27 protein-coding genes, 1 tRNA gene and 2 pseudogenes are annotated in these 22,475 nt (G+C 57.4%); 22 read left to right on the top strand and 8 right to left on the bottom strand.

Annotated elements, in window-relative coordinates; genetic code table 11:
• The first annotated feature begins 320 nt into the window (after positions 1 to 320).
• Both AAFL97_RS00840 and AAFL97_RS00835 read left to right on the top strand, forming a co-directional pair.
• On the top strand, positions 321 to 1,367 hold the full coding sequence (locus AAFL97_RS00840; RefSeq protein ID WP_341643321.1) for a hypothetical protein: 1,047 nt from the start codon (positions 321 to 323) through the stop codon (positions 1,365 to 1,367).
• Positions 1,368 to 1,411: 44 nt separating this feature from the next.
• The gene (locus AAFL97_RS00835; RefSeq protein ID WP_341643320.1) at positions 1,412 to 1,534 is read left to right on the top strand and encodes a hypothetical protein; all 123 of its coding nucleotides are present in this window, start codon (positions 1,412 to 1,414) and stop codon (positions 1,532 to 1,534) included.
• A 35-nt stretch (positions 1,535 to 1,569) separates the two neighbouring features.
• Here the strand turns inward: AAFL97_RS00835 and AAFL97_RS00830 are convergent, their stop codons facing one another.
• Positions 1,570 to 1,830: a hypothetical protein gene (locus tag AAFL97_RS00830; protein WP_341643319.1), complete on the bottom strand. Its 261-nt coding sequence runs from the start codon at positions 1,828 to 1,830 to the stop codon at positions 1,570 to 1,572.
• On the opposite strand from AAFL97_RS00830, the gene AAFL97_RS00825 reads away from it, so the two are divergent.
• The 7 genes and pseudogenes from AAFL97_RS00825 (at position 1,781) to AAFL97_RS00795 (ending at position 6,642) form a co-directional block, all read left to right on the top strand.
• Positions 1,781 to 2,389 (top strand): saccharopine dehydrogenase NADP-binding domain-containing protein, encoded by a 609-nt coding sequence (locus tag AAFL97_RS00825; RefSeq protein WP_341643352.1) that lies wholly within the window; start codon positions 1,781 to 1,783, stop codon positions 2,387 to 2,389. The two genes, AAFL97_RS00830 and AAFL97_RS00825, sit on opposite strands and share 50 nt — an antisense overlap.
• The gene (locus AAFL97_RS00820) at positions 2,299 to 2,577 is read left to right on the top strand and encodes a hypothetical protein (RefSeq protein WP_341643318.1); all 279 of its coding nucleotides are present in this window, start codon (positions 2,299 to 2,301) and stop codon (positions 2,575 to 2,577) included. Before AAFL97_RS00825 ends, AAFL97_RS00820 begins: the two co-directional genes overlap by 91 nt.
• Positions 2,531 to 2,812, top strand: coding sequence for a saccharopine dehydrogenase C-terminal domain-containing protein (locus AAFL97_RS00815; protein ID WP_341643317.1), 282 nt, complete (start codon positions 2,531 to 2,533; stop codon positions 2,810 to 2,812). The genes AAFL97_RS00820 and AAFL97_RS00815 overlap by 47 nt, the downstream gene beginning before the upstream one ends.
• Positions 2,813 to 2,926: 114 nt before the next feature.
• Positions 2,927 to 3,002, top strand: a tRNA-OTHER gene (locus tag AAFL97_RS00810).
• Between the two features lie 247 nt (positions 3,003 to 3,249).
• A pseudogene (istA, locus tag AAFL97_RS00805) lies at positions 3,250 to 4,774 on the top strand (IS21 family transposase).
• Positions 4,764 to 5,576: an IS21-like element helper ATPase IstB gene (gene istB / locus AAFL97_RS00800; RefSeq protein WP_341643316.1), complete on the top strand. Its 813-nt coding sequence runs from the start codon at positions 4,764 to 4,766 to the stop codon at positions 5,574 to 5,576. Before istA ends, istB begins: the two are co-directional and overlap by 11 nt.
• 532 nt (positions 5,577 to 6,108) lie before the next feature.
• A complete protein-coding gene (locus AAFL97_RS00795; RefSeq protein WP_341643315.1) occupies positions 6,109 to 6,642 on the top strand; it encodes a flagellin N-terminal helical domain-containing protein in 534 nt (177 codons plus the stop codon).
• Positions 6,643 to 7,367: 725 nt separating this feature from the next.
• Here the strand turns inward: AAFL97_RS00795 and AAFL97_RS24455 are convergent.
• Complete coding sequence (locus tag AAFL97_RS24455) at positions 7,368 to 7,616, bottom strand: tyrosine-type recombinase/integrase (protein ID WP_445954453.1); 249 nt, start codon at positions 7,614 to 7,616, stop codon at positions 7,368 to 7,370.
• Between AAFL97_RS24455 and AAFL97_RS00785 the strand changes: the two genes are divergently transcribed.
• Positions 7,582 to 8,052: a hypothetical protein gene (locus AAFL97_RS00785; RefSeq protein ID WP_341643313.1), complete on the top strand. Its 471-nt coding sequence runs from the start codon at positions 7,582 to 7,584 to the stop codon at positions 8,050 to 8,052. The genes AAFL97_RS24455 and AAFL97_RS00785 overlap by 35 nt on opposite strands.
• Before the next feature lie 109 nt (positions 8,053 to 8,161).
• On the opposite strand, the gene AAFL97_RS00780 is transcribed toward AAFL97_RS00785, so the two are convergent.
• Together AAFL97_RS00780 and AAFL97_RS24450 are read right to left on the bottom strand one after the other, a co-directional pair.
• On the bottom strand, positions 8,162 to 8,374 hold the full coding sequence (locus AAFL97_RS00780; RefSeq protein WP_341643312.1) for a hypothetical protein: 213 nt from the start codon (positions 8,372 to 8,374) through the stop codon (positions 8,162 to 8,164).
• Between the two features lie 1,049 nt (positions 8,375 to 9,423).
• Positions 9,424 to 9,648 carry an AAA family ATPase gene (locus tag AAFL97_RS24450; protein ID WP_445954446.1) on the bottom strand — a complete coding sequence of 75 codons (225 nt, stop codon included), beginning with the start codon at positions 9,646 to 9,648 and terminating at the stop codon, positions 9,424 to 9,426.
• A gap of 1,397 nt (positions 9,649 to 11,045) precedes the next feature.
• Between AAFL97_RS24450 and AAFL97_RS00775 the strand changes: the two genes are divergently transcribed.
• From AAFL97_RS00775 to AAFL97_RS00740, 12 genes are all read left to right on the top strand, one after another.
• Positions 11,046 to 11,351, top strand: a complete 306-nt coding sequence (locus AAFL97_RS00775; protein ID WP_341643311.1) for a nucleotidyltransferase family protein — start codon at positions 11,046 to 11,048, stop codon at positions 11,349 to 11,351.
• 199 nt (positions 11,352 to 11,550) lie between these two features.
• Complete coding sequence (locus AAFL97_RS00770; protein WP_341643310.1) at positions 11,551 to 12,453, top strand: hypothetical protein; 903 nt, start codon at positions 11,551 to 11,553, stop codon at positions 12,451 to 12,453.
• Between the two features lies 1 nt (position 12,454).
• Complete coding sequence (locus AAFL97_RS24445) at positions 12,455 to 12,607, top strand: hypothetical protein (protein ID WP_445954445.1); 153 nt, start codon at positions 12,455 to 12,457, stop codon at positions 12,605 to 12,607.
• Positions 12,579 to 12,911, top strand: coding sequence for a DNA mismatch endonuclease Vsr (gene vsr / locus AAFL97_RS24440; RefSeq protein WP_445954444.1), 333 nt, complete (start codon positions 12,579 to 12,581; stop codon positions 12,909 to 12,911). The genes AAFL97_RS24445 and vsr overlap by 29 nt, the downstream gene beginning before the upstream one ends.
• Complete coding sequence (locus tag AAFL97_RS24435; RefSeq protein ID WP_445954443.1) at positions 12,908 to 13,069, top strand: DNA cytosine methyltransferase; 162 nt, start codon at positions 12,908 to 12,910, stop codon at positions 13,067 to 13,069. Before vsr ends, AAFL97_RS24435 begins: the two co-directional genes overlap by 4 nt.
• Complete coding sequence (locus AAFL97_RS00765; RefSeq protein WP_341643309.1) at positions 12,999 to 13,568, top strand: DNA cytosine methyltransferase; 570 nt, start codon at positions 12,999 to 13,001, stop codon at positions 13,566 to 13,568. Before AAFL97_RS24435 ends, AAFL97_RS00765 begins: the two co-directional genes overlap by 71 nt.
• Before the next feature lie 239 nt (positions 13,569 to 13,807).
• The gene (locus AAFL97_RS24430) at positions 13,808 to 14,248 is read left to right on the top strand and encodes a DNA cytosine methyltransferase (protein ID WP_445954442.1); all 441 of its coding nucleotides are present in this window, start codon (positions 13,808 to 13,810) and stop codon (positions 14,246 to 14,248) included.
• Positions 14,249 to 14,315: 67 nt separating this feature from the next.
• Positions 14,316 to 15,032, top strand: coding sequence for an endonuclease (locus AAFL97_RS00760; RefSeq protein WP_241605431.1), 717 nt, complete (start codon positions 14,316 to 14,318; stop codon positions 15,030 to 15,032).
• Positions 15,033 to 15,586: 554 nt separating this feature from the next.
• Positions 15,587 to 15,880, top strand: a complete 294-nt coding sequence (locus tag AAFL97_RS00755; protein WP_341643308.1) for a Fic/DOC family N-terminal domain-containing protein — start codon at positions 15,587 to 15,589, stop codon at positions 15,878 to 15,880.
• Positions 15,856 to 16,185: a Fic family protein gene (locus AAFL97_RS00750; protein ID WP_341643307.1), complete on the top strand. Its 330-nt coding sequence runs from the start codon at positions 15,856 to 15,858 to the stop codon at positions 16,183 to 16,185. The genes AAFL97_RS00755 and AAFL97_RS00750 overlap by 25 nt, the downstream gene beginning before the upstream one ends.
• Positions 16,082 to 16,666: a Fic family protein gene (locus AAFL97_RS00745; RefSeq protein WP_445954452.1), complete on the top strand. Its 585-nt coding sequence runs from the start codon at positions 16,082 to 16,084 to the stop codon at positions 16,664 to 16,666. Before AAFL97_RS00750 ends, AAFL97_RS00745 begins: the two co-directional genes overlap by 104 nt.
• A 109-nt stretch (positions 16,667 to 16,775) precedes the next feature.
• Complete coding sequence (locus AAFL97_RS00740) at positions 16,776 to 17,705, top strand: SIR2 family protein (RefSeq protein ID WP_341643306.1); 930 nt, start codon at positions 16,776 to 16,778, stop codon at positions 17,703 to 17,705.
• 187 nt (positions 17,706 to 17,892) lie between these two features.
• On the opposite strand, the gene AAFL97_RS24425 is transcribed toward AAFL97_RS00740, so the two are convergent.
• The 4 genes and pseudogenes from AAFL97_RS24425 to AAFL97_RS00735 all read right to left on the bottom strand — a co-directional run bounded on the left by AAFL97_RS24425 (position 17,893) and on the right by AAFL97_RS00735 (position 20,394).
• Positions 17,893 to 18,468 (bottom strand): DUF5343 domain-containing protein, encoded by a 576-nt coding sequence (locus AAFL97_RS24425; RefSeq protein WP_445954441.1) that lies wholly within the window; start codon positions 18,466 to 18,468, stop codon positions 17,893 to 17,895.
• A gap of 575 nt (positions 18,469 to 19,043) precedes the next feature.
• A pseudogene (locus AAFL97_RS24420) lies at positions 19,044 to 19,274 on the bottom strand (hypothetical protein); the annotation flags it as partial.
• Positions 19,172 to 19,756: a stealth conserved region 3 domain-containing protein gene (locus AAFL97_RS24415; RefSeq protein WP_445954440.1), complete on the bottom strand. Its 585-nt coding sequence runs from the start codon at positions 19,754 to 19,756 to the stop codon at positions 19,172 to 19,174. The gene AAFL97_RS24415 and the pseudogene AAFL97_RS24420, both read right to left, overlap by 103 nt.
• Before the next feature lie 47 nt (positions 19,757 to 19,803).
• Positions 19,804 to 20,394 (bottom strand): hypothetical protein, encoded by a 591-nt coding sequence (locus tag AAFL97_RS00735; protein WP_341643305.1) that lies wholly within the window; start codon positions 20,392 to 20,394, stop codon positions 19,804 to 19,806.
• Between the last annotated feature and the right edge of the window lie 2,081 nt (positions 20,395 to 22,475).

The following is a 22,475-nucleotide window of genomic DNA, read 5'->3' as shown; positions in this document are numbered from 1 at the left end:
AAACGGAGGGATGCCTTGTGCTAAAGGCCACGCACTTGTTGCAGGTTTCATCTGCTGGTTGGAGAGAGCGCGATGTCTTACGACGCCCTCTTCCAATCGGGGATGGGCTCGGTCGATGCCCCCCGAACGGAAGAACTCTTGCGGAGCCATGCCTCCACGGCATGTCCCGATGTTTTTCGTCTCGCCTCTTCGAGAAGGCGGGTGCTGTCCGCGCGCGTCCGCATGATGGGGCGGCAGAGGGGTAACAGCGCGAAAGCGCTGATCCCGCGCTGGATTCCGGGCACGATCCCTTCCTGACGCCGGAATCCTCCCTCCTCGGCATGTTGCCGGGAACCGGGGCGCTGCTGCGCCCGTTTTCACCATCACGTCACGCCGCCGCTATAAACATGCGGCATAGCTTTCCGCCAAACCGCACGCGAACGGGCACTGACAGAATGCATCCTACGACACCCTATTACCTGATCGACAAGTCGAAGCTTCTCCGCAACATGGAGACGATCGCCCGCCTGCGGGAGGCCTCCGGCGCCAAGGCGCTGCTGGCGCTGAAATGCTTCGCCACCTGGTCCGTCTTCGACCTGATGCGCGACTACATGGACGGCACCACCTCCTCGTCGCTGAACGAGGTGCGCCTCGGCCACGAGCGCTTCGGCAAGGAGACGCACGCCTACTCCGTCGCCTATGCCGACTACGAGATCGACGAGGTCGTCTCCCACGCCGACAAGATCATCTTCAACTCCATCGGCCAGCTCGACCGCTTCGCCGACAAGGCCGCCGGCATCGTGCGCGGGCTTCGGCTCAATCCGCAGGTCAGCTCCTCCAGCTTCGACCTCGCCGATCCGGCCCGGCCCTTCTCGCGCCTCGGCGAATGGGACGTGAAGAAGGTCGAGGCCGTGATGGACCGCGTCTCCGGCTTCATGATCCATAACAATTGCGAGAACGGCGATTTCGACCTGTTCGACCGCATGCTGGCTACCATTGAGGAGCGTTTCGCACCGCTGCTGAAAAAGGCCGAATGGGTGAGCCTCGGCGGTGGCATTCATTTCACCGGCGAGGATTATCCCGTCGAGCGTTTCGCCGAGCGGCTGAAGCGCTTTGCCGGCGACTATGGCGTCCAGGTCTATCTGGAGCCGGGCGAGGCCTCGATCACCAAGTCGACGACGCTGGAGGTGAGCGTTCTGGACGCTCTCCAACGGCAAGAACCTTGCCGTGGTCGACAGCTCCATCGAGGCGCACATGCTGGACCTGCTGATCTATCGCGAGAGCGCCAAAGTGTCGCCGAATGCCGGCCCGCATCGCTACATGGTCTGCGGAAAGTCCTGCCTCGCCGGCGATATCTTCGGCGAGTTCGCTTCGAGAGAACGAACTGAAGGTCGGCGACCGCATCTCCATCAAGGACGCGGCCGGCTACACCATGGTCAAGAAGAACTGGTTCAACGGCGTGAAAATGCCGGCCATCGCCATCCGCGAGCTGGATGGCACGATCAGGACCGTCCGCGAATTTTCCTACACGGACTACGAACAGAGCCTTTCCTGAGGCTGGGATCAACGGGCAGAAGGAGATTTCCCCGGTTACATGAAGAAGAACGTGCTCATCATCGGCGCCGGCGGCGATCGCGCAGGTCGTGGCGCATGGTGCCGCACAACGATGTGCTCGGCGACATCCATATCGCCTCGCGCACCAAGGCGAAGTGCGACAAGATCATCGCGTCCGTTCATGAGAAGAAGGCGATGAAAGAGCAGGGCGTGCTCGAAGGCCACGCGCTCCACGACGCGCTTCGACATCGAGGCGACCAAGGCGCTGATCAAGTCGACCGGCGCCGAGATCGTCATCAATGTCGGCACGGCCTTCCTCAACATGTCGGTGCTGCGCGCCTGCATGGACACGGGCGTCGCCTATATCGACACGGCGATCCACGAGGAGCCGGCGAAGATCTCGCGAGGACCCCGCCGGTATTTCGAACTACGAGTGGAAGCGCGCCGCCGAATGCGAGGAGAAGGGCATCACCGCCATCCTCGGCGCCGGCTTCGACCCGGGCGTCGTCAACGCCTATGCCAAGCTCGCCAAGGACGAATATCTCGACAAGGTGACGGACGTCGACATCGTCGACATCAACGCCGGCAGCCACAGCGAGTATTTTGCCACGAATTTCGATCCGGAGATCAGCTTCCGCGAATTCACCGGCGTCGTCTATTCCTGGCAGAACGGCCAGTGGCAGACCAACAAGATGTTCGAGATCGGCAAGGAATACGACCTGCCGATAGTCGGCAAGCGCAAGGCCTATCTGCGGCCATGACGAGGTGCATTCGCTGGCCAAGAACATGGACGGCGCGGACGTGCGCTTCTGGATGGGCTTCGGCGACCATTACATCAACGTCTTCACCGTGCTGAAGAACATCGGGCTCCTCTCCGAGCAGCCGGTGAAGCTCGCCGAAGGCCAGGAAGTGGTGCCGCTGAAGGTGGTGAAGCCTGCCTGCCCGATCCGGCTTCGCTCGCCCCTGACACGAGGGCAAGACCTGCATCGGCGACTACGTGAAGGGCCTGAAGGACGGCAAGGAAAAGACCGTCTTCATCTATAACGTGGCCGACCACAAGGAAGCCTATGAGGAAGTCGGCAGCCAAGGCATCTCCTACACCGCCGGCGTTCCCCCGGTCGCCGCCGCGATGCTGATCGCCACCGGCGAATGGGATGTGAAGCGGATGGCCAACGTCGAGGAACTGCCGCCGAAGCCCTTCATCGCCATCCTGAACCGCATCGGCCTGCCGACGCGCATAAAGGACGAGGACGGCGACCGCCCGGTCGACTTCTCCTGAGCGGTTTCCGCCACCACGAATGCCCCGGATATCTCCGGGGCATTTTTTGCTTCGGCCCATTGAACCCACCGCCAAGCTGCGCTATGACCCCGAGCCCTCAAGGGCCACTCGGCTGCACCCGTAGCTCAGCTGGATAGAGTGTTGGATTCGATTCCAAAGGTCACAGGTTCAGATCCTGTCGGGTGCGCCACCGAACTTATTGATTTTATTGACTTATCGGTCTTCGCTTGATCTCTGATATTCCAGAAATAAAACTGGCGCACCCCCCCCCCATCAAAAACTCAAACTTTTCAACCTAAACTTCACACCTACACATCTTACCATCTGTTGATTGCCACTGAGAACTGACCCGGCGTGGCCTGATATTTCCATTGAGAATTGACCCATGTTCCAACCTTCCCTCGCATGTTTTCAGCGGGGGCTATGGAGTGATCGACATGGCGTTATTGAGCGTGATCCGACGCTGGCATTTTCGAGAGCAACTATCGATACGGGAGATTTGCCGCAGGACCGGCTTATCCCGAATACGATCCGCAAATACCTGCGCCTGGACGGCGTGGAGCCGAAGTTCAAGGTTCCGAGCGGCCGAGCAAGCTTGATCCGTTTGCAGATCGGTTGTCGGCCTGGCTGAAGACCGAATCCAAGAAGAACCGTAAACAGAAGCGGACGATGAAGCAGTTGCATGCCGATCTGATGAGCCTCGGCTATGAGGGCTCCTATAATCGGGTGGCGGCATTTGCCCGGGAATGGCGTGATGATCGTCAGCGGGAATTGCAGACGACGGGTCGCGGGACATATGTGCCCCTGGCGTTCGATCCTGGAGAAGCTTTCCAGTTCGACTGGTCGGAAGACTGGGCCATCATCGGCAATGAGCGCACCAAGCTGCAGGTTGCGCACACGAAGCTGAGCTATAGCCGTGCCTTCATCGTGCGGGCCTATCTCCTGCAGACGCACGAGATGCTGTTCGATGCCCACAACCATGCATTCCGCGTGTTCAGGGGCATCCCCGGCCGTGGCATCTACGACAACATGCGCACTGCGATCGACAAGGTCGGCCGTGGCAAAGAGCGTGACGTCAACGTGCGCTTCCAGGCGATGGCCAGCCACTACCTGTTCGAACCCGAGTTCTGCAATCCGGCTTCGGGCTGGGAGAAGGGACAGGTCGAGAAGAACGTTCAGGACGCGCGCCATCGTCTGTGGCAGCCAACGCCGCGCTTTCCATCGCTGGATGCTCTGAACGACTGGCTCGAGCAGCGCTGCAAGGAGTTCTGGGCGCAGACCCCGCACGGTCAAATGCGTGGCTCCATTGCCGACATCTGGGCGGAGGAAGTACCCGCGCTTATGCCCGTTATCCGGCCGTTCGATGGGTTTGTCGAATACACCAAACGTGTCTCACCGACCTGCCTCGTACATCTGGAGCGTAATCGCTACAGCGTCCCGGCGTCCTTCGCCAATCGGCCGGTAAGCCTCCGGGTTTACCCAGACCGCGTTGTCGTCGCCGCAGAAGGACAGATCGTTTGTGAACATCGTCGCGTCATTGATCGGTCTCATGACCGGCCTGGGCAGACCATCTACGATTGGCGGCACTATTTGGCGGTGGTGCAGCGAAAGCCAGGCGCTCTTCGTAATGGCGCACCGTTCGCCGAGCTTCCAGACGCATTCCGGGCTCTGCAGCAATATCTCCTGAAGAAGCCGGGAGGGGATCGCGAGATGGTCGACATTCTGGCGCTTATTCTCCAGCACGACGAACAGGCGGTACTCTCGGCCGTCGACATGGCGCTGAAGTCCGGCGTGCCGACCAAGACGCATGTGCTGAATCTGCTGCATCGTCTCGTCGACGGCAAATCCTTCACCCCGCCGACCATCGATGCGCCGCAAGCCCTGACGCTCATCAACGAGCCCAAGGCCAATGTCGAACGATACGATGCCCTGAGAAAGACGGAGACCCGCCATGCGTCATAATCCAGCAAGCGGCGCGATCGTCATCATGCTGCGGCAATTGAAGATGCACGGCATGGCACAAGCCGTCGGCGAACTGACCGAGCAAGGGTCGCCGGCATTTGAAGCCGCCATTCCGATCCTGTCGCAGCTTTTGAAAGCGGAAACGGCCGAACGGGAAGTGCGATCGACTGCCTATCAGCTCAAGACCGCCCGCTTTCCTGCCTATCGTGATCTAAATGGCTTCGATTTTGCCAGCAGCGAGATCAACGAGGCGCTCGTGCGCCAGCTTCACCGCTGCGAGTTCCTCGACGACGCCAACAACATTGTCCTGGTCGGCGGTCCCGGCACGGGCAAGACGCACATCGCGACGGCAATAGGTGTCCAGGCCATCGAGCATCATCACAAGCGTGTCCGGTTCTTCTCGACCGTCGAGCTGGTCAACGCGCTCGAGCAGGAGAAGGCGCAAGGACGATCTGGCCAGATCGCCAATCGGCTTGTCCATTCCGATCTCGTTATCCTCGACGAGCTCGGGTACCTGCCGTTCAGTGCCTCGGGCGGTGCGATGCTGTTCCATCTGCTCAGCAAGCTCTACGAACGCACCAGCGTCATCATCACGACAAACCTCAGCTTCAGCGAATGGGCCAGCGTCTTTGGCGATGCCAAGATGACCACCGCGCTGCTGGACCGCCTCACGCATCATTGCCACATCCTAGAAACCGGAAACGACAGCTTCCGCTTCAAGAACAGCTCCGCGCACGACACCAAAACGATGAGGGAGAAAACGAGAAACTTGACCACGACCACAGACCCGAAACATACCTAAGAGGCGGGTCAATTCTCGGTGGAAACGCCGGGTCAGTTCTCAGTGGCAATCAACACTCTCCACGCCCATATCCCGCAATCGCTCAACGAGTAACAGACCATCAGGCTCTGCTCATCGGGGAAGGCGCCCGACTGCCCCCGCAGCCGTCCCACACTATCCCCCTATAGCTTCTTCAGCGTGACGCAGAAACCTAGGAGAGTACCGGTATCGCGCTGATTGCTCTCGGCCTCCATCAAGTCGTGGATCTTCTTATTGATCGGATAGAACCGTAGGCAACGTGGGGCGCGAGGCGCGGGAGGCCGTGAGGGAGAGGGGTGAAGTGGTGGGGTGGTGTGGGTTGCTGGGTTGGGGTTGGGTGATTAATTCCCTAGTTAGATCTTGGTCTCACACCTACACCGCACAGCCATCAACCAACCATGACTACTAGCGGCGACATCGTTAAACATTGGTAAACGTGAACGAAGTGTAAAGGCGTTTGTCGGGACGGAGGATTGGCTTGCAGCAAGGCAGGCAAGAGACCGGACTGAAGGCCATGACCAGCATCCTGACGAACAATTCGGCTATGGCCGCGCTTGAGACCTTGCGGACAATCGGCGCCAGCATGATCGACACGCAACGACAGGTCAGTTCCGGGCTTCGGGTTCAGGTAGCAGCCGACAATGCCGCCTATTGGTCGATTTCCACGACGATGCGTTCGGACAATATGGCGCTGTCAGCAGTGCAGGATGCCCCTGGCTTGGGTGCTGCAAAAGTCGATGTCGCCTATGCCGGAATGGAAGCTGTCATCGACGTCCTCTCCGAGTTCAAAGCCAAGCTGGTGGCGGCCAAGGAGGACGGTGTCGATAAAGAAGCGAAGGTTCAGGCTGAGCTTGAGCAACTCAAGGAGCAAGTTGTCAGCATCTCAAAATCCGCCAGCTTTAGCGGACAGAATTGGCTCGACACAGATATCGCTGACATCAAGGATGAGGCGCAGAACAAGACCTCCGTGGTCTCGTCGTTTGTACGTGGCGCTTCCGGTGACGTTCGCGTGACAACCACGTCCGTCGATCTCTCAACGATCTCCTAATTCAACAGCACCGGACGCGGACTGCTTCAGGCAGATGTAGGTATTGGCGGCGCGCCCGGAAGTGGTGGGCAATCTTATAGCATACAAGAATATTACAATTTCTATGGCCCGGTCGATCTCGCGGCTGGAGAAAGCATCAGCTTTATCGTCGAGATTTATGATCCCCTATCAAGCAGTGGCGATACGTTTTTTTCCGCTACCATCACTCACGCCGATGTAAACGCCGCGCCTGGCATTGCAACTGGAAGAGTATCCGACGCACATGATATGAGCCTTGTGCTCAACAATGTCTGGAGCGGGAATATCGTTGCCGGGCAAGCACAGTTTTCTGAGATGTGGCTGGGAAGAGGGCCAAGCTATCTCTCTTCCTCAAAAGCCAAGGGTCGCGCCGTCCCTGACAGGGTTATCGTCCATTTCGAAGAGCAGATAAAAGAGCGGGCGAACAGAGCGAGGCGGATGCTGGACCTTTCACCGATCTCAGCCGGCACCAGCAGGAACTCCTAGCCATGGTCGATATTCATCGGCTTGAGAGGGAGAGGCTACCGGATCATGGCGATGAGGGACACCCTGCAAACTGCAACCGTCAGCAACTGGAGGAGAGTCGACATCCTGCCGAGCAAATTCGAGGTTTCCTCGACAAGCTGACGGCGTTCGAGGTTTTTGATTATCGACAGCCCATTCCGTTCGGAATGGGCTCACTTATCGCCATTGGCGACAAGCCTATCCTAAAGCAGATCGACCGCCGCCTTCATCATATCGTCCCGAACGTCGATATAGCGTTGGGTCGTCGTCAGGTTCCGGTGTCCCGCCAATGTCATGATGACCTTCGGGCTGACACCGGAATGGGCAAGCTTGGTGATGAACCAGCGTCGTCCGCTATGCGACGTTGCACCATCGGAACCGGCAAGCCGATATAGCTGCGCCATCAACTGGCAAAGCGTGTTCGAGCTGAACGCCGTTCGCTTTTGCGTCATCAACAACGGAGCATCATCATTTCCGCCCTCGGGCCATTCGGTTCGGTATCGTTCGATTTCTCGGCGGAGCCATCTCATTCAGGAAAACCGTTCGGGCATGGCCGCCCTTGGTGATCTCTGCTCGCAACCGCAATTGCTCACGAACCTTGCCGTCGCCATCGACCACATCACGCACCGTCAATGCTGCGATCTCTCCAGCGCGCAATCCTGCGAGATGGGACAGCATCAGGGCCAGCCGGTTCCTTCCCGCGTGCTTCATCTGCGCCACGACGGCCAGCAGCCGTTTGAATTCCGTTTCCCGTCAACACCGCGGGCCTGTTTCATGCAAACCTCACAAAAGGCAGGGGTTTCGTGCCTTTCGTTATGTTGCCGTCTGGCGAAAAGAGCGACCGGAAATTGGCGCAGAAAGAAGCTCTGCAAAATTAAGGTTTTATAAGCCGCCACCGGCCAAAACCTCAGAAAATGCACATTTTGTGAGATTTAGCTTTCCTCGTCGGTCCCGGTATATGGACACGGACACGGAGCTTATGGCTTCCCGCCTTCAGCTATGTGCGCACTGAGCGGCTCGCCAAAAAGAACCAGGCGAACGCGAAGAAAAAGCCAAAAAATCTCCCAGTCCATTTGTGTTGGTTTAGTCCAGTGCGAAGGGATGCAATATGCTTACCGTCTGCCTTGATCTGATGGATCACACGGTCGCCATAGCCGTGCACCTCAAATGCATTGAAATCTAGTCCTGCCATGGCAATCTTGGGTTCCAACCAGCTTCGCTCCTTTAGGGCCAGCTTAGAGGCGGTAGCGGACGATACCCCCGCTTTGAAGTCAAAATAGCTGATGAAGCACTGTGGCGATGAGATGCCATTTTTTTCCTCGGCATCACATATTTGCAAAAAGCACTTGGATTTGTCGCGGAGCCAGCTCCTGTAGGAAGCTGCGCTACTCGTCGACAGGATCAAATTCTCGATCTCGCGGCAAGGTGGGCTGCCCACTGCACCAAGAAAGCCACTGTTTTTTGACGAATGATTTGTTTAAGCGCGCTATCTTAGGACTTTCAGACGACACGGGCGCGCTCTTATCCAGAGTCGACAATAGCAATTTCAATTCGTTTATTTGGAAGAATATCGTCAAGGACGTTGGCAATATCATCGCCTCCACCGTGCATCGTGTCCATTGCTACAGGCCCAGGCTTTCCGCGAATGCCGACGCACTCAAACACTTGTTTAAGAAAACCAACCGTCAATGCCCGAGTTCTCGACCAGCAGAACACTCGGCTCTAATAGTCTGGACTTTGCTATCAAGCCAAGCCAGACGTGGTACTCCAGAACCTTGTTGGCTAGCAATATCCTCCATGGTGTTACGCACGACCACATACGCACTTGACCGTTTGTGCAGCCCGCCTGTTTGCGTGAATTCAGACCCAAGTCGCTCTAGTAAAGCGTGATCAGCGCGCGATAGTTGCAGCTTTTGCAATTCGGCGGCTAGTTGCCGGTCTGTTATTACGAGGTGGTGGCCTCGCCGGTGCGCCCGCAAGATCTCTGAAGTAACTTCAGGAAGCTTGGGATCATTCGATATTCCTTCGAATCCGTCGTCCAGAAACCATCTAAAAATCATTAGAGAACCGCAGGCTGAAAAAATCCGTATGGCCAATCAATAAGAGTGCCGTCGTTATCGTACTCGACGGTTCCCACTGACGTTTTACCCGTGTCATCAACCGGCTCGAACAAAATGACCTGAACATCTCGTGGATCTAACCGCTTTACGGCGATGAATTCACCAAGCCTGTTTACGAGCGTTTCGCTGTGCGTCTCAACTATATAGACACGCATTCTGGCCGATGTGGGCTTCGTATGTGATGATGCAACGGCGCTTCTCCAACCAACGCGTCAGCCAACAAAGCTTGGTGCGCCGGATGTAGATGCAACTCCGGCTGTTCGATAGCCAGAAGCGCTAACGGCGTACGCGAATTCCTCGAAACCGTTCTATTGCGCGCCCACCAGATTTGCCCCAAAACGGGCAGGAATTTGCGATACCCCATATCCGACGTCGACTATGTTTGTTTCTGTACTTCCATCTGTTAAATGAATACTAATATGGCCAGTTTGTTGGGAGACTTTAACGCCATATCCAAATAGGCTGTGAACCCATCTTGAGAACTCTTCGATTTGGTGCCGATTCAAAGAATTCAAAAACATAGGGAAGTTTTTCCCGTCAGGATCAATCTCTGAAACTGCCAAGTCTTGAGGAGCGGTAGTAGCGCTCGCTCCTAGCTCTAGCTGGACCGATATAGAGCGTCGCGCTCAATATGGTCCGAAGATGTTGCCCAATAGTTCTAAAGACCGATGGGAGTGCGGCGGCATTTAGTAGAAGGGCTATCTGCTGATAAGTTTTGTTGCCTGGGTCACTTGACAGACTACGAAATAGGCGACCAACAGTTATGCCGTTGCTGCCACCGATGGTTTCAAACTTTTCCTTATCGGCAATACCCGAGGCTATTAGGCGCGCAGCGATATCCGCTATCGTCCGATCTTTAACGCGCTGATCAATCGTGCGCCTAAGAAGCTTGGTGAGCGCCGGCATAAGAGCGGAGCCGGCACCTGACGCCCAGAAGTCTCGACTGGGATCATCCTTGGATCTCAAATACCTCGCAAATCTGGAAACAAAGACCCAGTCGAGAGAGCAAGCCGCAGTGGAGATATTGCCGCTAGTATGTCATCGTCATTTACTTGAATTTTCCGGATTGAGTTGCTATCATCGATCTCTCTAGCAATACACGCAGTTCTGGGTTCGCAATATTAATGCTTATCGATGAAATGCGGGTCCTTTCCCCGCGCCGCTCGATGCCTACTATGTAGCGGACGTCCCTGATTGTTTGCGGTGCCGCGGCTCTTCGATAGTAACCAAGCTCTTCGCCGAGGTATACTGGGCGATCTTCCACTACCCAACATGATCGATTATGTAGGAGAAATAGACGGATTTCGATTGAGCATCCCTCGCCGAGAACAGTGTCAAAAGATCCAAAATCAACCAGGTCGCCGTACCAAAGGATCGGTGAACTTGTCCTCGTCATGAGCGATTGACGAAAGAGTGGAAAGGTTCGGAGAAATGTACTTTTTCCACCGCTGTTTCTACCTAACAGCAGGGTGATGGGTTTAATTTCGATCGGGTCAACGTGTTCGAGGCGACGCACGTTGTCGATACCAAACTTTAGCATCTAAAAATTACCTCGCGCAAAAATTGCTTCGGCAACTTCTTGCACAAGTGGTTTTTGAAATCAAAGGGAGGTGGGGCGTTTATTTCAGACACGTCTATACGATCACCAGACTGAGATACGACTTCCTTTGCAAACGCCGGTAAATGTGTCGTTTCCAAAATCCGTCCGCTTGCAAGCTAAGTCAGCCACTATAGAACAGAAAAAAGCTAAATGGATCGCTCATGAGACCGTCAATCGCATTCGAAAGGCATCGTGCCGACGTCCGATCCTTGGTTATCCACTTCCGCGCGGGCAATCTGCGCGTGTTTGGTTCCTTGGCCCGTGGCGATGATGCTGACGGCAGCGATCTTGATATTCTGGTCGATGCCCTGCCAGGAGCAACCCTTTTTGACCTGGGTGGCCTACAAGTCGAACTTGAAGATATGCTTGGCGTCCCAATCAATTTATTAACGCCAGAAGACCTACTTGAGAAGTTCCGCGCCAAGGCTCTTGCGGAAGCAAGACCGGTAGAACATACACTCGACTAAACCTCCCTCGCTAACGCCACGCCTCTTCGATTAGAACCAGACCATAATAGTCAGCCAAAAGAAGCTGTTTTTTAGCAGCAGCGATACCTGCAACCCAAACAACCGACGACAGAACATTAGGGTTGCAAACTTTATTGTGTTCACTTTTTTACGCTCGGCGATCACTATCACCCAGAACGAATCGACGAGGTAAGCGATCATGGCCCGAGGAAGTGAAAAACCAGCGGTTTTTCGCGTTTTGTTTGATCGCCGATACAATTGGAAGACCAAGGTCTTCACCGCCCATACAGTGACAAACGACGAAATTCAGGAGGTAATCCTACAGCTTCGTGCGGATGAAGGGATTTCGCTGGCAGCAACCAATCCGGCAAATTTTCTGAAAGATTTCCTCAGGAGCAAAAATCGGAACGCTCATTGGCCGCAGGAAATCGCTGAGGTCGGTTACACGGCGCGCCAGTCTTATAGTGAAGGGAGAGTATTCGACTTCGTGCCGTTTTCTCCTGGCCAAACAATCCCATTTCCCGATGGGTTTGTTTTGCCGCCAGACGTTGTCATACATCGGATTGAAACGATATCTCTCCCTTCCGCTGCACGAGCACTCGGTCGAGCTGACGAGCCATGGCTAACTCAAGTCTGCGTTCATCAGCGCGTTCTGGAAACCCACTTCGCCCTATTTTCTAATATAGCGGTCGTGGATTTCCTCCATCTACAGAACAGCATCAAGGGCGTTCCTGAAATCGACGCGCTATTTCTGATGACATTCAAAACTGGGGCGACCCTGCAAAAGGCGCTTGTAACATTCGAGGCAAATCGGGACGAGCCTATTCTGCCCGATCAGATCAAGTCGCAAGTAGCGCTAATGTCTCATCGCACCAGCATAGAAGCTGGACTTAGCGATATCGATTTCATCGTTCCAGTTGCCGCCAAAACTGAGCGTATTGGGCCGCAAAGAGTGATAGCAGTTTTTGAGATGCAGGGCATACCAGTTGCCGATGGCGTTGCTGCATACCAAGCGGAGGCGGCGCACGCCTTACCTTTGTCAATTACGCAAACTATAGCGTACCGATTGGAACCCGAACTCCACGGCATCTCCGGAGCGTGATTTGGTAGACACCAGAACACCCGCACAGCGCCGCCACATCATGCAATCTGTAGGTCAGAAAGACACTGGCCCGGAACTCGCGATCCGACGTGCATTGCATCGGCTGGGATATAGGTTCCGGCTGCATGCAAAAAAACTTCCGGGGGCGCCCTGATATCGTCTTTCCATCTCGCCACAAAGTTGTATTCATACATGGATGCTTTTGGCACGGGCATAACTGCTCAAAGGGAAAACTGCCGAAATCTCGAAATGAGTATTGGATACCCAAGATCGAAGCCAACAAAGCTAGAGACGAACGAACCATAAACGCGCTAAGAGAAGCAGGATGGGAATCGCTTGTCGTTTGGCAATGTCAGGTTGCAGATCTTGATAGCGCGGTTGCAAGCATAAGGCACTTCTTGGGGCCGCCGGGAACTGCCCCCCGAGGCCGCAGAAAAGTTTGCGGAGTAGGATTATGACCAGACCTATTGGCATCGACCTGTTTGCGGGTGCAGGCGGTCTAAGCCTCGGCTTCGAGCAAGCTGGTTTCGATGTTGTAGCAGCGGTTGAAATCGACCCCCGTCCATTGTGCCGTCCACAAGTTCAATTTTCCAAACTGCGCCGTGCTTCCTCGTAGCGTCACAGGCTTATCGGGGGAGGAAATCAGGGAAGCGGCCGGCTTAAGCGCTGATGCGACGGTAGATGTCGTCTTTGGTGGACCTCCATGCCAGGGCTTCTCCATGATCGGTCAGCGGTCTTTGGACGATCCACGAAACAGGTTGGTTTACGACTTCGTCCGGATCGTCACCGAGCTAGATGCCAACTACTTCGTGTTTGAGAATGTGAAGGGTTTGACAGTTGGCAGACAACGCAAATTTCTGGAGGAAGTCGTCGAGGCTTTTCAGAAGGCCGGCTACGATGTCCGTCTACCGTGGAAAGTTTTCAATGCATCGGAATACGGCGTTCCGCAGCAACGCGAGCGACTTATTTTGATCGGATGTAAACGTGGGCTGGCCCTGCCAGAGTTCCCATCAGCAATTACCCGCGCCGCGAACGGCACATCGGATCGCCTTCCAGCCGGGCCGAGCGTTGAGGAGGCCATTGGGGGATTTGCCGGACGCCGATCAGTTCGATGAGTTGGCTAACGGCGATAAAGCGAAGACAGTTAAATACGGAGAGCCTAGCCTGTATGCTGCTGAGCTCCGCTGCCTCACCAATGACGCGTGGCATTTCGGCTATCGAAGAAATTGGGATTCCGCGACTTTGACCTCTTCTTGGAGGACAGAGCATACGGAGATTTCTCGCCGCCGTTTCGCGGAAACTCCATCGGGAGAGAGCGAACCTATAAGCCGATTTTTCAAGCTCGACGCAAACGGTGTATCGAATACGCTTCGTGCCGGGCACGGATGGAGCACGAGGTGCATTCACCAGCCCTAGACCGATCCACTACCGATATTCGCGCTGCATCACAGTACGGGAGATGGCCCGCCTTCACGGTTTCCCTGACTGGTTCAGGTTGCACTCCACAAAATGGCACGGTGCGAGGCAGATAGGCAACTCAGTTCCTCCCCCGCTAGCTCGCGCTGTTGCAAGCAGCCTAATTGCTGCGATGGGCAAAGAAGCAACTCGCCCGGATGAAACCATCGAGTTGGGCGATGAAGCCTTGCTTTATGCAACAGTCAGCGAGGCCGCCGATCTTCTTGGGGTGGTGGCTCCGAAGACGAAGCGAGATCGGAATTCTAATATCCGGAAGAGGAAGCAGCATGAGACGGAAGCTGCGAGACTGGCAGCGCTAGGGGCACTTAGCGATGGCTAAGAGCCCCCGAGGGAACATATACCAAGAAATTATCGGCCGGATTTTCTCAGAGCACTATAGCGATGGGGTGACTGAATTCGAATTTGAGCGAGCGGATATTGAGCGTGCAGCAACGGACATGGAGGTATCGCTCCCAAAAAACTTAGGGGATGTGATTTATGCCCTCCGCTACCGGAAAAGCTTTCCCGAAGCGATTGTTGCTACGCAACCGCCCGGAATGGAATGGATCATCGAGGGAGCAGGACGGGCAAGGTACAAGTTCGTCTTGGTTCCTTTGAACCGAATTCTACCGAGGGAGGAGCTTGTTACCATCGGGGTTCCGGATGGCACGCCTGAGATGATCAGAGCGTATGCTTTGGATGATGAGCAAGCTCTACTCGCGATTGTCCGCTACAATCGTCTTATCGATATTTTCCTAGGCCTTACCACCTATTCGCTACAGAATCATTTGCGCACTACCGTGAGAGGCATAGGGCAGATTGAAATCGACGAGCTATATGTCGGCATAGACAAATACGGTTGTCACTATGCCATACCAGTCCAGGCAAAAGGCGGCACGGACCAAATTTCAGTCGTGCAGACAAAACAAGATCTCGCTTGGTGCGCACAGCAATATCCTGGCATGAGGGCTAGAGCTGTGTCCGCGCAATTTATCGGAACCGAGAAAATCGCACTATTCGAACTCACCGTGGAGGAGAACACGGTGAAGGTGGTCGAGGAACGACATTTCAAGCTTGTACCCGCGGCAGAGCTCGATCAAGCAGCCATTCGCTCCTATCGATAGCAAAGCAGGAATCTAGCGCATTCATAGCGCAGCTGAATTGCAGCACATGTAAAAACAAGAGTTTATAATCGCTGTCTACCAATTCCGATTCCAAAGGTCGTAGGTTCGAATCCTACCGGGTGCGCCAAATTCCGCCGATTGCCATCTATACTACGCTATAACCGCCGAAGTTAATCCTTTCATCGGGGTAGTAGGCAGCCTATGTGCAGAAAAGCGTACAAACGGCGGCGTTTGGCGGTAACAAAGTTCGAATCGTCTCCGGTCGCTTGGGGTCCCACGAAGGCTTCGCGTTTGGAGCTTTATATGATAGCTACCTGCCTTCATATTGGTGGTTGAGCAGTCGTCCGCTGAGCCCGAAGAAGCCATTCGCCAACGCTACCCGCCCATAATGGTATCGCTGCGCTATTTAAGGGCGCTTAACTTAGCTCAACGTCTATTTAAGCCAAGAGCCAATTGCTTAAATAACACTGCGCCCTCATAATCGGGCATGTCCGAATCAGCTTCTAACTTTCGGCTAGGCCGCTTTTGTCGAAACCCCCGTTGCGGGGGAAATCGTGCGTGCCTACGTTCCGCCCTCACTGCCTCCAGAACCGGCCATTGACGTGCTGGCCCTCTTGGAGCGGTTAAGTCTGGCCGAACGCGCCTTGGGGCGTCTGGACGGCATCACCATGCTGCTGCCGCGTCAAGAGCTGTTCCTTTATATGTATGTGAGGAAGGAGGCCGTCCTTTCATCCCAGATAGAGGGCACACAATCGACTCTTTCGGACCTGCTCCGCTTCGAAACCGAGGCGCAGGCCGGCCAGCGATCGACGACATCCGTGAAGTGTCGAACTATGTCGATGCGATGATGTATGGGCTGGAGCGTCTGGAAGATCTGCCGCTGTCACTCCATCTGATCCGCGAGATGCATGAGCGACTGCTGCAAAGCGGGCGCGGCGGCACGAAAAATCCCGGCGAGTTTCGGCGGTCTCAGAACTGGATCGGTGGTTCACGTCCAGGCAACGCACTGTTCGTGCCGCCACCGCCGACCGAGATGGGTGCTTGTCTCGATGCGCTTGAGCGCTTCATGCACGAGGACGGCTCGCGTCTGCCTGCCCCTGATCAAGGCCGGGCTGCTGCACGTCCAATTCGAGACCATCCACCCGTTCCTTGATGGCAATGGCAGGATCGGTCGCTTGTTGGTGACACTGTACCTCTGCGTCAACGGTGTGCTGCGCAAGCCGCTGCTCTATCTGAGCCTCTACCTTAAAACGCATCGCGCCGACTATTACCGCCTGCTTCAGGAGGTGCGCGAGCACAGGGCATGGGAAGCCTGGCTCGATTTCTTCCTTGCCGGTGTTGCGGATACGGCCAATCAGGCATTCGAGGCCGCCACCCGGATTGTCGATCTGTTCAAGGAAGACCGCGAGCGGATCACGACAGAGAGCGACCGGGCAGGCTCCGCGCTGCGTATCCACGATCTGTTTCAGCAAAACCCGTTCCTGACGGCCAACCAACTCGTTCAGCAAACAGGGCTCTCAGCCCCCACGGTCAATGCGGCGCTCGCCGATCTGGAACGGTTCGGCATCGTTGAAGAAATCACCGGGCGCAAACGGGGCGCGTGTTCAGTTACCGGCGATATCTCGCCATCCTGAGCGAGGGAACCGACCCGCTCCCCACGACGGCCTGAAAGGGGAGCCTGTGCCGATAAAAACTATCTCCGCCGCACAATTCGCGACAGCGTTCGATCTTAGGCCAAATCTTGTGGCGTGGTTCCTCGGCGCAGGTGCATCGGCCGCCTCTGGTATCCCGACCGGCTATGCCATGATCCGCGATTTCAAGGCGCAGATATTTTGCCGTGAGACAAACCTGTCAAAGCGGGAGATCGATACGGCTGATCCCATCTGGATCGATAGGATCGATGCCTTTTTCCGGCAAACGTCACTGTTGCCGCCTGACGGCGATCCCACGGAATACGCCAAGGCCTTCGAAGCGGTGTATCCAGAGGCCCGGCATCGCCGACAGTATATCGACGATGCGATCTCAAAGGGCAGTCCCTGTTTTGGACACAAGGTACTTGGCAGTCTGATCGCTGCCGGCAAGGTCGATTGCGTTTTCACGACGAACTTCGATCCGCTCATCGAGGAGTCGGCGCATTCGGCAAATGGGATTCTGCCAGTAGACGACCAGAACCGCCCGACTGTGGCGGCGATCGATTCCGCCGACCGTGCCATGCGGTGCCTCAATGAATCGGACTGGCCGTTGGTCGCTAAGCTCCACGGTGATTATCAGTCGATCGCGATTAAGAACACGGGATCGGAACTAGAGGAACAGGACGCCCGGATGCGGCATGTGCTGGTGGAATCCGGAAAGCGCTTCGGAATGATCTTCGTCGGCTATAGCGGACGCGACGCTTCGATCATGGAGGCGCTGAACACGGTTCTCGATGCGCCGTCGCCGTTTCCGAACGGACTGTACTGGCTCACCTCGTCAGCTTCGCGCTTACTGCCGGCAGTGATCGAATTCCTAGATCGGGCCAAAGCGGCCGGCGTCGACGTGGCCGTCGTCGAGTGCGCGACCTTCGACGAACTCGCTGCCGACATCATCAAGATAACCGATCTGCCTACGCTGCTTTTTGATCGGGTGATGGAAGAAGGGGAACGTCGCCATGCAGGCAACAACGCATCTTCTTGAGGACCGGGCTTGACCTTACGGCGTCGCATCGCTGCGACCCCCTCCGTCTCCAAGCGCCTCAAGGACAGCCTTCCCCCGAGCAGAAAGTTGTAGCCGTCCATTTCCGCTACCATTTTGGTCGGTGGGTGATGGAGGTGGAGTATCGTGCGACTGGCCCGCGTCGCTTTTCTCATCGGCCTTAGCATCCTCACGCGCCTGCTTTTTGCATACTCTTGAAACGCTTGGAAGGTGGCGAGGATGTAACGGACAATCCCTTCTTTCTTCGGGAGGCCGGTGATCGCCACGATAACGTCGATAAGCGCAGCTTCCTCGGCCTTATGCGCGTACTGATTGCGTCAGAAATATCTCGCCGAAGCCATTTCGCAGGGCATTGAAGGGCGGCCGCAGGGCGACCTGCATCGGTCTGGAACTGCGCGTAGAGTTCTGTGGGCGCTCCCGTTTGATTGAGGAAGCCTGTCGCCTTCAAGATCGGAATAATTGGTCGTGCAGCTCCTCCTCTTGCATTCCATGACCGTGCCGAGAAAGTCATAGGTGAAGGTGCCCGGCTTCTCCGAAGTTGGTATCTTCTCGAAGACACGCCGCAAGACCCCGGACTAGACGTGTACGGAAGACCGCCCGGTATCTTGCGGCGAGCGGTCTTTTCTGGATTAGCGGGTGCGGCCGATGCCTCTTGTTCAGATGCCAAGTCAGATCCCCTTTGCCCAGCACTCTTGCTCACAACGCAACGATCTGCAAGTCGTACCCCATCCGATAACCAAGTCATCAATTTGTAAGCATGGCTTGCGCTAAGCTTCCCCAGATACGAGCAGCCGGAACGAAGTGCGCTTCTCCAAGCGCTTAACCGTGCGGGCATGTAAATTCACCGTCTGGCCGTCCTCATAGCGCCTACGCCCCAAGGGCGCATGGGGTACACTGGCAGCATCAGATGACAAGGAGGCCTTTTATCTCGCTGCTGAGCGCGATGTTGCATGCCCGGGGTCAGTGCCCTTAGCGGATGGACGGCGAGGAATGGTTCGCCGGAGCCTACACGCATTTGAGCACGGATTTCATAAACTCGTTTAGAGGGCTGTGGCATAGACGGCATGCTGTCATCTTCACCTGGCTGGCGCGCCATTCTCCTCCCTCATATTGAGCCATCCGCGTGAACCGGCGCGAACGCGGGATCATTTGGCGTTGACGTCGAAGATCTGGCGGATCCGCGTGCTGGAGATCGAGGGCGTCCGTTCCAGGTAGACGACGTCGCAATGGTCCATGAGGAATCAAATTTTCCGGCCCAGTCTGTCGCCATCGTGGAAGGTGTCGACGTGGTACGTGCGGTCGTCGTCGATCGTCCTGCTCCCAGGTCCGCTCCGGAATGACGAGGTCGACGTAACGCAGCGCCTCGAGGTCTTCCTTGCGCGCGTCATAGGTGAACATGGCCTTCTTGCCCTTCACCGCGTTGAATTCGTCCGTCGACAGCGCGACGATCAGGTAGTCCCCAAGGCGCGCGCGCGCCGGAGAAGGCGGACGTGCCCGTGATGCAGGGTGTCGAAGGTTCCGTATGTCAACACGCGGCGCATGGCCGGGCACCTCAATTGATCGGTCGGCTTCGGCGCCGCTCCTTTGCCGCGGGATCGAGGGCGTGCGTCGGCATGACGTGATTTCTGCAACTCAGTTCCACGGCCCGTGTCAATGCCGGCGCCTGCATCCGCGAGGGCCTGTCGCTCGCAGGGCGACTTGAAGGCATAGTGCCTTGAAAGGAACTCCAGCTTGGGTGCGATAGTCCGCGTCCAGCGCCGCTGTTGCCGCCGTCGTTCAGGCAGCGAATGCTGCGATACCGCCTGTGCTTGAGGAACTGGCGGAAATTCGTCGACCCGAGGATCAGGGACTCCTCGTCCACGTCCACGGCCTGGCCGGAGCCAGGGCGAGGTGGTGGTAGAGGAAGAGGTGAAGGGGACGTCGTCCCGGGACCGGAAGCGGGCGGAGCAGGTCGTGTCGGCTTCGCGGGGATAGTCGCGGATCATCCTGTCATAGACGCTTCGGCAGAGGGAATAGGGGGCATGGCGGTGCAACCGCGTCGGGAAGATGCCGTTCCGCGCCTGCGCCAGCCGCGCGCTGTTCAGCGCGGCCGCCTGCCACTCCTCGGCCTTTCCCTCTTCCGCCAGCGTATCGAGATAGTGCAGCGTCCCGTCGAAGAGCTCCAGCCTTGCCAGCGAGCGGCCATAGGCCGTGGAAATCCGACAGCCGCACTGGGTGCCGAGAGGAAAAAATCGTCGTTGAAATAGATGAAGTTCTCGGTAAGGCCGGGGATCTCGTACAGGAAGGTCTCGATGGCATGGGAGTTGAAAAGCGGCAGGTGTGTCTCCGCCACCACCTCCTCGTGCCGGACCCAGCGGATCCGGTCGGTCTCGCGGAACCAGTCGGGTGGCGCGCAATTGCTGAAGATATGGATGCGCCGCGCCCAGGGGCGAAAAGCCACCGACCGCAGGGAATATTTCAGCTCCCCGTCCGTCTGCTCGAAACGGTCCGGGTCGATCCGGCCGATGTCCTTGTAGGGGGACACCAGGTCGCGCCAGGCAGACTCGTGGGCGTCGGCCCAGGTCTGGACGATATCCGGCGGCGCTGCCGTGGAATCGGCCGGATGAAGCCAGTCGGGCATGCTGCTGGCGGCGTTCGCGCGCGCTTGACCGGCGCCTCGGCTGATGGCCACGCAGCATAGTCCTTCGTCGAGCGCCAGAGATGGACAGTACGCGTTCCGTCGTCCGGCCGGATGCGTCCGCGACGGCAAGCTCGACGCAGCCCCAGGCGATGCGGCGGGACGCATGCCGGTCCAGCGGGCCGCACGCGGGGCTGCGCCATATGCCGTCGCCGTCGAAAACGAGGAGCGCCTCGTCCCGCGACCGGGCGAGGTGCCTGCAGGGCCGAGGAGATCGAGGAAGGAGATCGCGCGGGCGATGTCCCTGTCGCCCGCAAGGCCGGTCGCGCGGCGCGTGGTATCGAGGCTGAGTTCCGCCGGGAGGTCGGAACCAGGCCGGCCATCGACAGTCCGCGTGAAACCCACTCGCGCAGGCCGTTCCATGCGCGCGCATCGCCGCCAGCAGGGGGAATTCCCGTTCCGGCCGCCGGGAGCGCGTCCGGACACCGGCGGCGGCCGCGGCGGTTTTCGAGCAGGTTTGCAATTCGGCGGATCATCTTTTCGTGCCTGTCGACTCTTGGGCATACCGGCGGCGGAACATGGTCATCCGGCCATCTGCCCACGTCCCAGAACGGGGTGAAGCGGCTTTCCGTCAGGAAATGCCTGGCCCAGGACGCGCGCTCCGGGCACCGTGGGTTGGCGGACTTTCTGCGCATGGAGGGGCAGGGCCTATCTCGCCTTGCCGTAGATGGCGTTCGGTATGTCGGCAGGCGCCGTCCGGCGAGGTTCAGGCGTTCGCGGGCGACCGGCCAGTTCTTCTGCGTATAGCTGTCCGGCAGGACGGCCAGCTCGTCCGGGGCGGCGGCGGGCAATTCAGGCGGATGATCGCGGGTGATGTCGCGTCCTCGGTGCCGTAGGCGAGGCTCGATCGGTCCGCCCTTAGCAGGCCGCGCCGTCTTCTCCACGAACTCCGCAGCGCCTTGACCACGGCGCTTCTGGTCGTTGACGGGGAGTCCGCATCCCAGACCTTGTGCAGTGTGACCTGCTTGCCGTGGAAAAATCACCTCGATCCCTCGCCCAGGCCGCGTCGCGTCATCGGCGCTCCATGGAGATCTCGCCGATGAAATGCACGAGGTATTTCAACGCCGCCGTCTTCGACGTCGAGGGGGGCATCGGGCGATTTCAATGTTTCTTTGCACCCCCTCGATAGCCCCCAGGATGCAGGCGTTTCTCTTGCAATGGCGGGCGGGATCGTAGGGGGTGTCGCCGCCGTCGAGCGTGACCATGTGGGAGGGTTGCTTGGGGACGCTGAGGTGGCGCATATGGTCTGCCCAGGAAGCGACCTCGGCCAGCAGGAAATGCACTTGTCTTCCACGACGCGAGCATCTCCCGCACCCGCGGCAACGCAGACTTGCGGCATCCGGTGGTTTTCGGCGATGATGCCGACGACGGCGTGCCCTTTGACCGTCCAGGCGTGCGCCGGGAAAGCAGTACAGGAGGACGCATAGAAAAAAGAAGCCGTATCAATGCTGTCGTCTCCACCCGAAACCACGCGCCAAATTAATGCGGGGCAAGGTCCCGTGGCAAGACCCATGCGCCTTGCCCGGCGGCACTCAGGGCCGCAGCCGTTTCCAGGCGGAGGCCAATGCGCTGGCAAGCCGTGTCGCCATGGACGCAGGGTTATGGGCGAGGAGGGGCGACGCGGGTCGCATCTTTTCCTGCGGTCGCTGCGGCCAACGGGGGCTTTTCCCTTCCCTCGGACTTACCGGACGTGTGGACCGGGCGGCGGCGAAGGCGGCGTCGAGATCGCCGGCAAGCCGGGTCAGTTCGGCCGCGCAGATGGCACCGGACCGGCCCCTTGTCTCGCTCGGAAGATATTGCTCCATGAAGGCGGTCACGTCCGGCCCGATGGCGACGCAGCGGCTGTTGCCCGAAGCGCCATGAAGCTCGTCGAAACTGTCCGGGTGATAGCCGAGCCTGTTCTTTGAAGATACCTATGGGCTTCCTCGGCGCTCTTCGGCCGGTATTTCTTGCACGCCCTTGCCGATGATCCAATAGGGGAAGATGACGGGCTTGCCGAGCCCTCAGGCCTCGTAAAGCCATGAGTGCCGAAGTCGGAGATGACGACATCGAAGCCTCCAGCATGCTGATCCCGG

Source organism: Thauera sp. SDU_THAU2 (genome assembly GCF_038260575.1).
In the GTDB taxonomy this organism is placed as follows: domain Bacteria; phylum Pseudomonadota; class Gammaproteobacteria; order Burkholderiales; family Rhodocyclaceae; genus Thauera.
This window is presented reverse-complemented; position numbering and strand designations above follow the sequence as displayed.

What these genes read in the sequence shown, in the direction of transcription:
- AAFL97_RS00840 (WP_341643321.1), top strand. Translation starts at nt 321, where the DNA reads ATGTTGCCGGGAACCGGGGCGCTGCTGCGCCCGTTTTCACCATCACGT.
- AAFL97_RS00835 (WP_341643320.1), top strand. Translation starts at nt 1,412, where the DNA reads ATGGTCAAGAAGAACTGGTTCAACGGCGTGAAAATGCCGGCCATCGCC.
- AAFL97_RS00830 (WP_341643319.1), bottom strand. Translation starts at nt 1,830, where the DNA reads ATGACGATCTCGGCGCCGGTCGACTTGATCAGCGCCTTGGTCGCCTCG.
- istB (WP_341643316.1), top strand. Translation starts at nt 4,764, where the DNA reads ATGCGTCATAATCCAGCAAGCGGCGCGATCGTCATCATGCTGCGGCAA.
- AAFL97_RS00795 (WP_341643315.1), top strand. Translation starts at nt 6,109, where the DNA reads ATGACCAGCATCCTGACGAACAATTCGGCTATGGCCGCGCTTGAGACC.
- AAFL97_RS24455 (WP_445954453.1), bottom strand. Translation starts at nt 7,616, where the DNA reads ATGACGCAAAAGCGAACGGCGTTCAGCTCGAACACGCTTTGCCAGTTG.
- AAFL97_RS24450 (WP_445954446.1), bottom strand. Translation starts at nt 9,648, where the DNA reads ATGGGGTATCGCAAATTCCTGCCCGTTTTGGGGCAAATCTGGTGGGCG.
- AAFL97_RS00775 (WP_341643311.1), top strand. Translation starts at nt 11,046, where the DNA reads ATGAGACCGTCAATCGCATTCGAAAGGCATCGTGCCGACGTCCGATCC.
- AAFL97_RS00770 (WP_341643310.1), top strand. Translation starts at nt 11,551, where the DNA reads ATGGCCCGAGGAAGTGAAAAACCAGCGGTTTTTCGCGTTTTGTTTGAT.
- vsr (WP_445954444.1), top strand. Translation starts at nt 12,579, where the DNA reads ATGCAAAAAAACTTCCGGGGGCGCCCTGATATCGTCTTTCCATCTCGC.
- AAFL97_RS24435 (WP_445954443.1), top strand. Translation starts at nt 12,908, where the DNA reads ATGACCAGACCTATTGGCATCGACCTGTTTGCGGGTGCAGGCGGTCTA.
- AAFL97_RS00745 (WP_445954452.1), top strand. Translation starts at nt 16,082, where the DNA reads ATGCGCTTGAGCGCTTCATGCACGAGGACGGCTCGCGTCTGCCTGCCC.
- AAFL97_RS24425 (WP_445954441.1), bottom strand. Translation starts at nt 18,468, where the DNA reads ATGACTTGGTTATCGGATGGGGTACGACTTGCAGATCGTTGCGTTGTG.